General features: G+C 52.3%; 13 protein-coding genes. 11 read left to right on the top strand and 2 right to left on the bottom strand.

Annotated features, from left to right (window positions below):
* Window positions 1–81 precede the first annotated feature (81 nt).
* Window positions 82–1,275 carry a KamA family radical SAM protein gene (locus JIN87_RS24670; protein ID WP_200358688.1) on the bottom strand — a complete coding sequence of 398 codons (1,194 nt, stop codon included), beginning with the start codon at window positions 1,273–1,275 and terminating at the stop codon, window positions 82–84.
* 139 nt (window positions 1,276–1,414) lie between these two features.
* Between JIN87_RS24670 and carA the strand changes: the two genes are divergently transcribed.
* The 8 genes from carA (at window position 1,415) to JIN87_RS24630 (ending at window position 9,587) form a co-directional block, all read left to right on the top strand.
* Entirely contained in the window at window positions 1,415–2,572 is a 1,158-nt protein-coding gene (gene carA, locus JIN87_RS24665) for a glutamine-hydrolyzing carbamoyl-phosphate synthase small subunit (protein ID WP_200358686.1), read from the top strand.
* A 349-nt stretch (window positions 2,573–2,921) separates the two neighbouring features.
* Window positions 2,922–3,869, top strand: a complete 948-nt coding sequence (locus tag JIN87_RS24660) for a MerR family transcriptional regulator (RefSeq protein ID WP_200358677.1) — start codon at window positions 2,922–2,924, stop codon at window positions 3,867–3,869.
* On the top strand, window positions 3,866–5,149 hold the full coding sequence (locus tag JIN87_RS24655; RefSeq protein ID WP_200358675.1) for an NAD(P)/FAD-dependent oxidoreductase: 1,284 nt from the start codon (window positions 3,866–3,868) through the stop codon (window positions 5,147–5,149). The genes JIN87_RS24660 and JIN87_RS24655 overlap by 4 nt, the downstream gene beginning before the upstream one ends.
* Entirely contained in the window at window positions 5,130–5,927 is a 798-nt protein-coding gene (locus JIN87_RS24650; protein WP_200358673.1) for a DUF1365 domain-containing protein, read from the top strand. The genes JIN87_RS24655 and JIN87_RS24650 overlap by 20 nt, the downstream gene beginning before the upstream one ends.
* A gap of 9 nt (window positions 5,928–5,936) precedes the next feature.
* Entirely contained in the window at window positions 5,937–7,214 is a 1,278-nt protein-coding gene (locus tag JIN87_RS24645) for an SAM-dependent methyltransferase (protein ID WP_200358671.1), read from the top strand.
* 38 nt (window positions 7,215–7,252) lie between these two features.
* Entirely contained in the window at window positions 7,253–8,275 is a 1,023-nt protein-coding gene (locus JIN87_RS24640) for an SAM-dependent methyltransferase (protein ID WP_200358669.1), read from the top strand.
* The gene (locus JIN87_RS24635) at window positions 8,211–9,035 is read left to right on the top strand and encodes an acyl-CoA desaturase (RefSeq protein WP_200358667.1); all 825 of its coding nucleotides are present in this window, start codon (window positions 8,211–8,213) and stop codon (window positions 9,033–9,035) included. Before JIN87_RS24640 ends, JIN87_RS24635 begins: the two co-directional genes overlap by 65 nt.
* A 15-nt stretch (window positions 9,036–9,050) precedes the next feature.
* Window positions 9,051–9,587, top strand: a complete 537-nt coding sequence (locus JIN87_RS24630) for a lipocalin family protein (RefSeq protein ID WP_200358665.1) — start codon at window positions 9,051–9,053, stop codon at window positions 9,585–9,587.
* Window positions 9,588–9,855: 268 nt separating this feature from the next.
* Here the strand turns inward: JIN87_RS24630 and kdsB are convergent, their stop codons facing one another.
* Window positions 9,856–10,596: a 3-deoxy-manno-octulosonate cytidylyltransferase gene (gene kdsB / locus JIN87_RS24625; RefSeq protein ID WP_200358664.1), complete on the bottom strand. Its 741-nt coding sequence runs from the start codon at window positions 10,594–10,596 to the stop codon at window positions 9,856–9,858.
* A 104-nt stretch (window positions 10,597–10,700) separates the two neighbouring features.
* On the opposite strand from kdsB, the gene JIN87_RS24620 reads away from it, so the two are divergent.
* The 3 genes from JIN87_RS24620 (at window position 10,701) to JIN87_RS24610 (ending at window position 14,197) form a co-directional block, all read left to right on the top strand.
* On the top strand, window positions 10,701–11,000 hold the full coding sequence (locus JIN87_RS24620; protein ID WP_200358662.1) for an HPr family phosphocarrier protein: 300 nt from the start codon (window positions 10,701–10,703) through the stop codon (window positions 10,998–11,000).
* A gap of 306 nt (window positions 11,001–11,306) precedes the next feature.
* Window positions 11,307–12,098 carry a cytochrome c3 family protein gene (locus JIN87_RS24615; RefSeq protein ID WP_200358659.1) on the top strand — a complete coding sequence of 264 codons (792 nt, stop codon included), beginning with the start codon at window positions 11,307–11,309 and terminating at the stop codon, window positions 12,096–12,098.
* A gap of 23 nt (window positions 12,099–12,121) precedes the next feature.
* A complete protein-coding gene (locus tag JIN87_RS24610; RefSeq protein ID WP_200358657.1) occupies window positions 12,122–14,197 on the top strand; it encodes a TonB-dependent receptor in 2,076 nt (691 codons plus the stop codon).
* Window positions 14,198–14,214 lie beyond the last annotated feature (17 nt).

Here is a 14,214-nt window from a genome sequence, read left to right as displayed (position 1 = left end):
TTCAGCCCGCGACCACGATGCAAGATCAGCTTATCCAGTGTCGCGGGCTAAAGCACCGCGCTGGGGCTCCCCCAGAGCGAGCTACAACATGATCTCCTCTTCGTCGCACTTGCAATCGTCGTCATCCGATTCGAGTGGACCGTAAGTATTGATCGGATACCGGTAGAGCTTGCCTTCGAAGTTTTTGAAGTGAATCGCCTCGTCGTCGATCTTGGTGATGTACTGAGGATTGATCGGCACCTTACCGCCGCCACCCGGAGCATCGATCACGAACTGAGGCACCGAGTAGCCAGTGGTGTGACCGCGGAGCTGCTTCATTATCTCGATTCCCTTGCAAACGTTAGCCCGCAAGTGAGCACTCCCAGTAATCAAGTCGCACTGGTATATATAGTAAGGGCGAACGCGCATGCGCACGAGTCGGTGAACCAGAGCCTTCATCACGTCCACGTCGTCATTCACATCCTTCAACAAAACCGACTGGTTTCCAAGTGGTACCCCCGCAAAAGACAAACGCTCGCAGGCATCCTTCAACGTCTGGGTACACTCCTTCGGATGGTTCGTGTGAATGCTCATCCAGATCGGACCGTGCTTCTTGAAAATCTCGCAAAGCTCGGGAGTGATACGCTGCGGCAGAAAAACCGGAATACGAGAACCGATGCGAATGAACTCCACGTGCGGTATCGCCCGCAAACGCCCCAGCAAATAATCGAGCTTCTTATCGGACAACAAGAGCGGATCGCCACCGCTCAAAAGAACGTCCCGCACTTCCGGATGCTCTTCTATATATTGAAGGCCCGCTTCGAACTCGGGGTGGAAATTGTAATCCTGCGCATTGCTCACCAGACGACTACGCGTGCAGTAGCGGCAATAGGCAGCACAACGATCCGTCACCAAAAACAGGACACGGTCCGGGTAACGGTGTACCAAGCCTTTCACTGGCGAGTGCCCATCTTCCCCAACTGGGTCGAGCATCTCTTCCGCACCGGTAATCATCTCTCCATCACGCGGGATCATCTGCTTGCGGATCGGACAATTCGGATCCTCGCGGTCGATCAGGTTAAAGAAATACGGCGTGATCGCCATCGCGAGCTTGGTATTCGCATGCTCGCAACCAGCCCGCTCCTCAGGCGTCAGCTCCATGTGCTCCTCGAGTTGCTCAAGGGTCGTGATCCGGTTTCGTAGCTGCCAAGCCCAGCTGTTCCAGTCCTTTTCGGGTACGTGTTCCCAGATTCCTTGGCCAGTTTGCCAGTGTGTGCGGTCCTCGATGTAAGGCATATTGTGGAAAATCAGTAGAGAGAAAGGAGGGATTAGACAGGTCCAAGCAGGCCAAATCGGCCGACTCGAGCGCAAATTACGAATAAGTCACAAAAAGGGATTGTAGCCCCACCGCAAACCAACTTTTGTCCCAAACCTAATGAACGACAGCCAGACAGGTGTACTCGCATTAGAAGATGGATCAGTGTTCCGAGGCATTGCATTCGGAGCAAAAAAGACGGTTGTAGGTGAAGCGGTTTTCAATACCAGCATGACCGGCTACCAGGAGATCCTGACAGACCCCTCCTATTACGGCCAGATCATCACCATGACTGCGCCCATGATCGGCAACTACGGTGTCAACGAGGAGGACCTCGAAGCCGACGCGCCGATGTGTACCGGATTCGTCATTCGCGAACTCAGCCCCATCGCCTCCAACTGGCGTAGCACCGCCACTCTGCCAGAGTACCTCGAGAAGCATGGCATCCCAGGCCTCGAGGGAATCGACACGCGAGCTCTCACCAAGAAGCTTCGCGTAGACGGAGCCATGAAATGCTGCATCAGCACAGAAGACATCTCCGACGAGGAAGCCGTCAAACGCGCCCAGGAATGGGAAGGCATCGTCGGCGCCGACTACGTCAAGGAAGTCACTTCCAAGGAAAAGTTCGTCTACTCCGCCCCCGAAGACGGCTGGCCATACAATCCCGTCCAATCCGTCGTTCGCAAACCAGCCCGCAAGCGCGAGACCTACAAGATCGCCGCTCTCGACCTCGGGGCAAAGAAGTCCATTTTCCGCGAACTCGCCTTCCACGGCTTCGAAGTCCACGTCTTCCCGGCCACAGCTTCAGCAGAAGAGATCAAGGCCATCGCCCCAGACGGCATCTTCCTCTCAAACGGACCAGGCGACCCGGAGCCAGTGACCTACGTCCACGAAACCGTGCGCGCTCTAATCGACGATTACCCGATCTTCGGCATCTGCCTCGGCCACCAAATCATCACTCACGCCATCGGAGCCAAGACCTACAAGCTCAAGTTCGGTCACCGAGGAGGCAACCAGCCCGTAAAGAACTTCGAAACCGACTTTGTAGCGATCACCGCCCACAACCATGGTTTCGCCACTTCCGAAGAAGGCCTCGAAGAATGCGGCGCCGTTGTTACTGAGAAAAATCTCAACGACGACACCGTCGCCGGTATCCGCCTCAAGGATAAGCCAGTATTCTCGGTGCAATACCACCCAGAAGCCGGCCCTGGCCCAAGCGACGCCAACCCGAACTTCGAAAAGTTCTACCAACTCGTCGCCCAATCGAAAAAGGCATAGTTCTCAAGAGAACACAGATTTCCAAAGCGCGGTCCCCCAAAGACCGCGCTTTTTCGTCCCCCAATCCCCCAAAATATCGAAAGCGTTGCGCAAAATCATGTCGAACGTTCGACATGATTTTGCGCAAATGCCCGCTCCCACCCGCGGCCATAGCTCGCCTTCGATCAGGCTTCACGTGATTGCGCCAGAAGGTGCAACAGGCTTTCAGAGCTCTAAACTCCTCTCAGTTAGGTAGAAAGATAAACTGAACCACTTCACGAACAGATTATGAACAACTTTAACGAATCTATATTGTTCATTTCACGTTCTAAAATACTTCTTCGTTCGTATTCATGGATAGAGACAGCTCATGAATCAAAACGAAACCAATTCAGAACAAGATACGGGGCAATTCGAAGTCGGAGCCGTAGCCCGAATGGTCGGACTGTCCCCAAATACACTACGAACCTGGGAACGAAGAAATTTCATCCAAGCCGCAAATCGGACCCCATCCGGACGTCGACGCTACACGGCCACCCAGGTAGAGCAGATCGCTCTTCTAAAAAAACTCACCGAATCGGGCGACTCCATCGGCTCGATCGCGCACCTCGACCTCGAGTCCCTGCGTAAGCGCACACTCGAATTCCAGACGCGAAACACTGAAACGTCGGCCAGCCAAAACCGTATCGTCAACATCCACGCAGTCGGCTCCAAAGCGGTCCTCTGGACATCCATCCTGCCGCCCAACTTCAAAATATCGCAGACCAAGACGGAGGATCCCGACCTCATCGTCTGCGAACTCAGCAGCTCTATTGCAGACTGCCGCCAAGACCTCGCCATCGTTCGTCACGAATATCCGAACGTTCCAGTAGCTGTCATCTACGACTTCGCTCCTCGAGGCGCGATCAGCGAACTGTCGAATAAAAACATATTCCTCATCCACGCCCCTTGCTCACCCGAACTTCTCGCGCACTACATCCACGCCGCGATAGCAGGTTCCACCCACCAGAGCACTCCCACTGACGCCAAGGGCAGTTCCTACGCAAAACGCCTCTTTTCAGAGAGACAGCTCGCTCAAATAGCAAACTCGAATCCGAGCATCAAATGCGAGTGCCCCCACCACATCTCAGCGCTCGTCGCCAGCCTCGTTTCATTCGAAAAATATTGCGAGCACTGCGAGATCGAAGCCCCTTCCGACGCGGAGATCCATACCCACCTCGGCAAAGAGATCGCCAAAGCACGTGGCATCGTAGAGGAAGCGCTGCTCTACCTCTGCACAAAGGACAACATTCCAATCCCTCAGGACAGCGACCAATGAAACAGAGCGTAGCAGTCATTGGCAGCGGCATCGCAGGTATGGCCAGCGCCTACTACCTCCGTGAACATTTCGACGTACACTTGTATGAATCGGATAACTACATCGGCGGACACACGAACACACAGTTTGTAACCGAGGACGGCAAAGACATACCCATTGACACTGGCTTCATGGTCTTCAACGACTACACCTACCCTAACTTGGTACGACTCTTCGATGAACTCGAAGTAACGAGCTACCCGACGTCCATGTCGTTCGGGGTGCGAAACGACAACTCGGGGCTGGAGTATTCATCAAACCGAGGCAAAGGCTTCTTCGCCCAAAAGCGACGCCTCGCCAGCCCGAACCACTGGCAGCTTCTACGCGACATCAAGCACTTCTTCAAGCAAGCCCAAGATACAGCGAACTCGTCCTCACCACCTGAATACACGATAGCAGACTTCGCCCGCGACAAAGGAATCTCCGATCGCGCCATGAACGACTTTGTAATCCCTATGGCGGGAGCGATCTGGTCCACGCCCCCGGCCGGAATTCTTAGTTTTCCCGCCGTCCCCCTCCTACGCTTCATGAACAACCACCAGATGCTGGGAATAGGTATCCAGTATCAATGGAAAACCGTCGAGGGAGGAAGCGAGCAATACAAACGGAAGCTTCTCGATAAACTCCCGAACAAACCACTCCCGGCCTGGGGAGCCCGGAAAATACTCCAAAGCGAAAACGAGGCCACCCTGTTCTTCCGAGACGGGAGCTCTCGCCCCTACCAACACGTCATCATCGCCACCCACGCTGACGACGCTCTCAGACTGATCGTCAATCCAAGCGCCCAGCAGGAAGCGCTGCTCAGCAAATTCAAATACAACAAAAATGTGGCGACCCTTCACTCCGACGAGTCCGTCATGCCTAAAGCTAGGAACGCATGGGCGTCGTGGAACGTATCCCACAAGCGAAACGCCCCCGATTGGCGATTCTCTACACACTACTGGATGAATAGTCTCCAACGTCTTGATACAGACAAAAACTACTTTGTAAGCGTCGATAGCTACCAAGCAATCGACCAAGGCAAAATCCATTGGCAAAAGGAATACACTCATCCGCGCTTCGATGCCGGGGCGATCACCGCGCAGAAATCTCTCGGCACGCTTAACGAGTCCGGCCCGGTCAGCTTTTGCGGCAGCTACTTCCGTAACGGTTTTCACGAAGACGCTCTCTGGTCCGCTCTGCAAGCAGTCAATAAACTACTCAAACGCAAGGAGTCGAACCATGAACTCGCAACTCTATGATTGCCGAGTATTCCACTCGAGAAGCGCCCCGAAGCCGCACGCCTTCTCCTACCGGCTCTTCATGTTCTACATCGATCTCGACGAGGAGCAGTCGATATCAGACTCACTCCGCCTCGTCTCCAATACCGGCAGGGCCCCCTACCAACTGTGCAAACGCGATCATTACGACGCCCAGAGGAGCAGCATAAAGGAGAACATCGTTAGCTACCTAGAATCCAAAGGAATCGCCACTGAAACAATTGGAAAGATCCACCTCCTGACTCACCTCAGAACCTTCGGCCATGTATTCAACCCCGTCTCCTTCTACTTCGTAGACGACGTATCCGGAAATCAACTTTGCTCAATCGCTGAGGTAGACAACACCTTCAACGAACAGAAACTATTTCTGATCAAAAACTACGAAAAAGGCGCTTTCACCCAAAATCATCGAAAACAGTTTTACGTCTCCCCTTTCAGCGACCTCGAGACAACCTTTCATTTCAATCTCCGCAAGCCGACCACCAGTCTGAGGATTGGCATCAACCAATCAGAAGAACCTAGTGAAAAGGCTTTTTTCAAAAGTGCCCTAGTTGGCAAAAGCGTACCCCTCAACGATACCCAACTTGCGACCTACACGCTCCGCTTTCCTGCAATAACCATCGGCATCCTCGCAGCCATTCACTGGCAAGCCCTCAAACTCTGGCTCAAAGGACATCGAGCTCGCAAGAAAAACGAAAGCCCCGAATCGCAAACAGGAAAACACATCTACCTAAAGCCTCACAAACATCCAACTCACTAGCGAACGACCATGCCTACTATCTACCAAACCGTTACCATAAAAAGCCTTCAACGAGCAAAACAGGGAGCCATCACGTTGTATCTTCCGGACGGAGAAGCAGTCATTTGCGGCGAACAAACAAAGGACGCCCCCCAGATCGAATTTCGTATCCACAACCTAGACACATTCCGACAAATCTGCCTGCGAAAAGGCATAGGTCTGGGCGAGTCCTACCAACTCGGTTACTGGAGCAGCAACAATCTAACCGCTCTGCTCGAATGGTTCTGCGTGAATCTTCGAGAGCTCTCGGCAAATATAACGCCAACCGCGAGTGTCGCCCTATCTACTCTTGCCAAGGTAGTGGACACCATCGGGCACTGGAAGAATCGCAATACCATCGAGCAGAGTGAGAAAAATATCCACGCCCATTACGATCTCGGGAACGAGTTCTACAACACCTTCCTAGATCCCAGTCTCACCTACTCATCGGCATTTTTCGCCAGCGAAGCCCAAACTCTCGAGGAGGCACAAGCAGAAAAATATGACAGGATATGCCGCAAACTCGACTTGCAACCTGACCATCATTTGCTGGAGATCGGTTGCGGGTGGGGAGGCTTCGCGCTCCACGCTGCAAAACGCTACGGATGCAAGATAACTGGAATCACAATATCCAAAGAACAGTTCGCTGAAGCTACGCGGCGCGTGGCGGAAGCAAATATGGAGTCTCAAATCTCCATCGAATACGCGGACTATCGAACACTCGAAGGAAAGTTCGACCGAATCGCATCCATCGAGATGCTAGAAGCCGTCGGCGAAAAGTTCCTCGATGGTTACTTCACTCGAGTTGAAGAACTGCTCGCTCCCAACGGACTGGCCGCCGTTCAGGTTATCACCACCCCAAACCCTCTCTACGAAAAATATCGAAACAGCGTAGACTGGATACAGAAGCACATTTTTCCTGGATCCCACCTGCCTTCTTCTCGACGATTGCTAAAAGCCGCAGAGATCGGCCAGCTGGACCTTCTCCACCAGGAAACCTTCGGCCTACACTACGCTAAGACACTTGCTCAGTGGAGACTACGTTTCCTCGAGAGCTGGCCGCAGATCGAAAAACAAGGCTTCGACAAGAGTTTCAAACACAAGTGGGAATTCTACCTCGCTTACTGTGAAGCAGGTTTCAGGCAGCGTCATATCAACGTGATGCAAATGGTCTTCGGCCGCGCGGATGAAGAATCCTACGATTTCGAAGAACGCACCCACACCGCTTCGCGCCACAACTCCACGCCCGCTTTGGTCAACGCGTCTTAACTTTTTCAATACCTAACAATTCTTCAGCAATTCAGACCATGAACGCTCTATCTCTCGCCGAACACGGCTACCTCCCCTACTTCCTTCTTCGCTTCGGAATCAGACAACGTTTAAAGAAGAAGCTTGAAATCGAGTCGAACCGCGGCCCCAACGCCTTCGGCGATTTCAAACAGGACCTCGAACGGAGCGCTTTAGCCGTCGATACCGACAAGGCTAACGAACAACACTACGAGGTCCCGGCCGAATTCTACACTCAAGTACTTGGCCCATACCTCAAATACAGCAGCGGCTACTGGCCGGAGGGATGCAACTCCCTCGAAGATTCTGAACGTGCCTCTCTCGAACTCGTTGCCGAGCGAGCAGAACTTCAAGACGGCCAAGATGTACTGGAGCTCGGTTGCGGATGGGGATCGTTTTCTCTCTGGGCTGCGGCAAAGTATCCAAATTCAAACTTCACCTCGGTATCGAATTCATTCAGCCAAGCGAAATTCATCAACGGTGAAGCCCGGAAACGTGGAATCAAAAACCTCAAAATCGTTACCTGCGATATCAACAATTTCGATACAGAGAAAACTCATGATCGAATCGTTTCCATCGAAATGTTCGAACACGTTCGAAACTACGCCACTCTCTTCGAAAAGCTATCGAGCTGGCTGAAAGCGGATGGACGCATGTTCGTTCACGTGTTCTCACACAAGAAGCATGCATACGCCTACGATTCCACAAACCCATCGGAGTGGATGGCCCGACACTTCTTCACTGGTGGCATCATGCCTTCTCATGACCTACTACCGAGTTTCGATGAACACATCCAAATGGAAGAGTCATGGCAACTGCCTGGAACTCACTATCAAAAGACGTCCGAGGCTTGGCTCGAAAACATGAACAAGAACCAAGCAACGATAAGACCGCTCTTCGAATCCGTTTACGGAAAAGAAAACGCCACTCAATGGATGTGGCGTTGGCGACTCTTCTTCTTAGCCTGTGCAGAACTTTTTGGATACGAGAACGGATCCGAATGGGGAGTCTCACATTACCGCTTTAAGAAAGTCTCCAACTAACAAGAGTATCGTCGCCGAGGACATCGCCATGACTGCGATCATTCTTTTCTTCATCATCCACTGGTACGCTTCGGTCATCGCCCAGAGTTTCTTTCTCCATCGCTACATGGCGCACGGCATGTTTCGCATGAGCAAATTCTGGGAGCGATTCTTCTACCTCTTCACCTTTTTAGCCCAAGGCTCCTCCTTCCTCCATCCGAAGTCCTACGCTGCGTTGCATATGGAGCATCATAAACACAGCGACACTGAAGAAGATCCTCACTCACCACACTTCTTCCAAGACGTATATTCGATGATGAAGAACACCGCGGTGGTCTACTTCGAGTTCAAGACCGGCAAACGAGACAGTTCCTCGCCGAAAATTAACGCCCTCCCCACTTGGCCCCTGATCGATCAGCTCGGAAACAGCCATTTCGTCCGCATCGGATTTTGCTGCGTGTACGCGCTTTTCTACTACATTTTCGCCCCTTCTCCAATTTGGTGGCTACTGTTGCCTTTCCACTTTCTGATGGGTCCCATCCACGGAGCATTCGTAAACTGGTGCGGCCATAAATACGGATACCGCAACCACGACACACCCGACGAATCACGCAACACCTTCGCGTGGGATCTGCTCTTCGTCGGCGAAACCTTCCAAAACAACCACCATCGCTTTCCCAACCGAGCGAACTTCGCCAACCGCTGGTACGAATGCGATGTGCTCTACCCTTTCATCCTCACCCTCAACAAACTCCAAATCATAAAGCTGAATAAAACCTAAAGAGGCCTAAATCGGATGAAACCAATTATCGCAGCGCTAACGACGGCAGCGCTCCTCGTCTTACTACTCCAGACCGCGTGCTCCACTGACAACGTGCCTAACCAGCCCTTAGCGAAACAGATAGACATCGAGCGCTTCATGGGCACTTGGTACGTGCACGGACACTCGCCAACCTTTATGGACAAGCAGGCCTACTCCGCAACCGAGACATACGAGCTGAGCGACAACGGAAAAATCCAGACAACCTACCGCTTTCGGAATGGCGGACTCGACGGGAAGTACAAAACGTACCGTCCCGTAGGCCGGATCCACGACACTGAAAATAACGCCGAGTGGCGGATGAAATTCTTCGGTTTCATCAACGCCCCCTACTACATTCTCTACGTCGACTCCAACTACCAGACCTCCGTGGTCGGCCACCCCGGCAAAGAAATGGCATGGATCATGTCCCGCTCCCCCGAAATAGACGAAGAGCTATACATACGCCTCAAAGCGGAACTCGAGAGCCGCGACTACGAACTTTCAAACTTCCGAAGAATCCCGCACAGCTAGTTCGTGCTCAACAACCGGAGGGCAACGTCGTTGCCAACAACCAGATCCGAATGAAACAAACGCGTCAGGTCGGCTCTTCCGTACTGAAAGAAACACAGGTGCCACCAGCATTAGGTCTCGTCAAACCCTTCGTTCGTGCAACGAACCCTACGTCGAGCAACGCGAGACCCTGACAATCCTAAAGCCATGGCAAAAACTCAACTTGCAGCTTGCATGAGACACAGTTGTACCGTCATTGCCAACTTTCCACCCCCAAAAATGCCGAGAATCACTCAACTAAATAGGCAGCAAAATTCTTCGCGTCCTCCTCAGTGTCGATTCCGATGCTCACCTCTTCAGTCAGACCGACTTTGATCGAATACCCGTTCTCAAGAGCCCTAAGCTGCTCAAGCTTCTCGATCGATTCCAGCTTACCGGCCGGCAGCTCGCAAAACGCCTTCAAAAACTCAGCCCGGTACGCATAGAGCCCCAAGTGGCGATAAGCGGGAGCGGCCTCCACCCACGCGTCATCAAAGCTCTCGAAACCATCCCGATTGTAAGGAATCGGAGCTCTCGAGAAGTAAAGAGCGTCACTATTTTCGGCTAAAACGACCTTAACTTGGTTCGGATCCAAAAAATCTTTTCGGGTTCGAAACGGAGTCGCGAGAGTCGCCATCGTGGCTCCCTCGTCCATGAATTTCGCCAATGCTTGGATCTGTGAAGCGGCCACCAGAGGCTCGTCAGCCTGCACATTGATAAGCACGTCCGCACCGATTTTTTCATTCGCTTCAGCCAGTCGGTCCGTACCGCTCTGATGGTCATTTCGAGTCATAATCGCTTGAAATCCAGCATCTTCCACGACCTTCTTCAGGCGCTCATCATCGACTGCAAAGTAGGCCGGAATGTCAGGAGCCTCATCCTTGATGCGCTCCGCCACCCAGAGGATCAAAGGCTTCCCCATGATAGGGTGCAGCAGCTTCTCCGGGAAGCGTGTTGAAGCGAGGCGAGCGGGTGCGACGATTGCGAGCATTTGGAGGAAAGGGTTAAGATCCGTACTTGTACTCCGACAACGAGATAAATATAGCTCGGGTTTACAAAAGAAAACTCACCAAACTTTTCCCAAACAAACGGCATATGGATTCTGCTAACCTTCAGTCAGGCGACAACGCGCTCGAACGCACCCTCACGGTTCAAAACCAGATGGGTATCCACGCGCGGCCAGCCGCTATGATCGTCCGGGTTACCAACCGCTTCACTTCCGAGGTATTTTTTGAAAAAGATGAAGAGCAAGTGAACGGAAAATCCATAATGGGTCTCATGATGCTCGCAGCAGGAAAGGGCTCAGAAATCAAAACCCTCGCCACCGGCCCAGACGCAGCCGAATGCCTCGACGCCCTCGAGGAACTCTTCGCCGGCAAGTTCGACGAAAAGTAGTCCCGGCACGAGATGGTCGCCTTCTACCAAGGCGCCAGCGATAGCGCCCGTTGTCCCCAACGGGCATTCTTATGCCCGCATCACAACGTGCACTAGAAGTGATACTTCAACACTGAATTAGGTAAGTGAATCATGACCTAAGCTTCCCTAGAAGGGATACTGATACGCCTATAGCTTATTTAAATACATTCTTATATTTTTATCTCGCATAAGCGACCATCTTGAGTATATTTAAGCCGTTCTGGCTTCGGGGTCTTCCGCCCTGACGACCGGTCTTTCAACTCACCCCAAATCCCCATTCTGACAATGAACGATTCACCCCGCTCAACCGCTCGTTCTCGTCCCTGGTCGTTACTAGGACTTATCGCAAGCGCTCTCGTTATCGCTTTTCTCGCAGCCTGTAACCTGACCTACGATAGCTACTTCAGCCCACCTCAAATTCCAGGTGCAACTTTCACTGGGGTCAAAAGTTGCGAGGAATGCCACGAGGAGATTGTCGAGGAGTTCGAAGGGGCGACTCACGCCAAACTGCTGAACGAGAGTCATCACGCGATAAATCTCGGTTGCGAAGCCTGTCATGGTCCCGCCAGTACGCACAACGAATCCGGTGGCGAGGTCGGAACCATCCACAATCCAAAGTCCGATCCTGATACCTGTTATCAATGCCATCTAGACGTCAAGGGATCCTTCAACCTCGCACACGCCCACCCGATCGGCGACAAGGTAAGTTGCAACGATTGTCACGATCCTCATAGCGGGGCAGCGATCAAGGGCGGCGGAGTCGCAGCCATGAAAGAAGCGGAAACTTGCATCCAATGCCACCAAGCTCAGTCCGGACCCTACGTCTTCGAACACGAAGCCACTCGCGATGGCTGCACGGTCTGCCATTCCCCGCACGGATCCCCAAGTGACAAGCTCCTAAAGACCAGCAACCAAATGCTTTGTCTGCAGTGCCACTTCCAACAGCAGACAGCACCCGATGTCATCCTGATCGGAGGACGCAATCACGCATCATGGGTCTCACGCGGTACATGCTGGACCGCTGGTTGCCACGAGTCCGTACACGGATCCCACGTAAACTCCTCACTTCGGTATTGAATTTTTAAAGACAAGGAGCCGCCATGAAAAACAACTCCGTTTCAACCATACTCTCCGCTAGTTTCGTACTAGCCGCCACATTCGCGCTTGCCTCCACAACTCACGCCCAAGACGAACAGCTCCCAGATACTGGCAACTTCATTGACGTAACCTTGGGGCATGCCTCTCACGACGGAAACGAAGCCGCTTACCTCGCCCGCACCCCAATCAAAAAACACGCATTCGGCGGTATCGAACGTTTCCAATACGAAGGCTATGTCGGCGATTACACAGAGTTTTCCGTCTATGGACGAGCCATGCATGACAACAACGATTACCTCTTCGGCATGGAATTCCTCAATGAGGAAGTCGGTTTCTTTAATCTAGAGTGGAAAGAATACCGTATCTTCTACGACGGCAGCGGACACTACTTTCCGGGAGGAGATACTTGGATAGAGCTATATGACGATGAGCTCGCCCTCGACCGCACTCGTTTTCAAATAGCTGGCGGACTCTTCCTAGATAACTTCCCAGACGTGTCCTTCAGCTACACGCAACTGGGTCGCAAAGGGCTCAAATCCTCCACTGCCCTAGCCGACACCTCACTTACAGGCGGTTTTGGAACGCGAAATATCGTTCCAGCATTTTGGGACATAGACGAGACGCGACACATCTTCGATTTCGAAGCTACTGAAAAGTACAGCAAGACTCAAACGACACTCTCGCTTCGAGCTGAGGAAAACGAAACCGACAACGCTCGTAAAATGACTCGACGCCCCAACGAGCCTAGCTTCCGGCGAATCACCCACCGAGAACGTTTCGACACTGACCTCCTCAGCGCTCGATTTAGTTCAGTAACAGAGATTGATGAAAAGACGACTTTCTCCGCAGGCATCGCCTACACCGAGATCGACGTAAACGCTACAGGTGACCGTATCATCAATTCAGAATTCGACGCGCCATACGACGCCAACTATCAAGGCCAGCGCCGAGACCATGGATGGATCGATCTCCTCGCCGACAGCCAGATCGACCAATGGATAATCAACGCCAACTTGATGACTAAGCCTGCTAAGAACTGGAAGGCCGTTTACGCCCTGCGTCTCGAGGAAATGAATACTGGTATCGATAGTGAATTCATCGAAACAGAATTCTCTACCGGGTCTGGCATGTTCGAAGAACATCCGATTGAACTCAATGCAGAGAGAGACTGGAACGATGCTGCTGTTTCCGCCGAGTTCATCTACACAGGGATAGAAAACGTGATCTATGATGGGTCGGTTTTATACACTACAGGCGACGGAGATTTCATGGAAGAGGAGTTCGATGCGGAAACCAGTGGCCAACTTCTGGAGCGTCTCTCGAATACAGAGCGAGACGTACTTAAGTTCGCCCTCGGAGCAAAGTTCTACCCAAGTTCAGACGTCCGATGGTTCGTGAACTACTACCACAAGGAACGCGACAACAAGTATAACCACATTATCGACCCAACCGAACCAGACGGACGCGACCGCTTCCCAGCCTATACAGACGGACAGGATTTCACCACCGATGACCTCAACGTGTCTGTACGCTGGAAGGCTTCCAAAAACGTTTCGGCCCTAACCAGAGTCGACTACCAAAAATCGAAAATAGATTCCCAAGGACAGGGGCTGGAATGGGCACTCGCGTATGATCGGGAAGCACTCATAATAAGCCAATCGGTCACGGCCGCTTATAAGGCATTTTTCATCCAAGCCTCGGCCATCTATATGGATGACGAAAGAGAATCACCAATAAGTTCAATCGGCGGAGGCATCGCCGATACACTCGCCGTCCTAGATGGAGATTTCTGGAACGGAAACGTATCCGTAAACTGGGGAATAAACGATGATTCCAATGCTGCGGTTAATCTATTCTACAACAGAGTAGACAATTACGTAGACAACAGCGAATTCGGACAACCCTACGGAGAAGATCTAGAAGAATCTGGAGTTAGCGCAACCTACACACGCCAGCTTACTGATAACGCGCAGCTCACTCTTCGCTACGCCTACTTCGAAAGCGAAGATCGAGCCTCCGGTGGTCGCAATGACTACGACGCTCAGATACTCTACAGCTCGATACGCTACCGGTTCTAATTACGACGTGCTTAGTC

The organism is Pelagicoccus mobilis, from assembly GCF_016595505.1.
GTDB lineage: Bacteria > Verrucomicrobiota > Verrucomicrobiia > Opitutales > Opitutaceae > Pelagicoccus > Pelagicoccus mobilis.
This window is presented reverse-complemented; position numbering and strand designations above follow the sequence as displayed.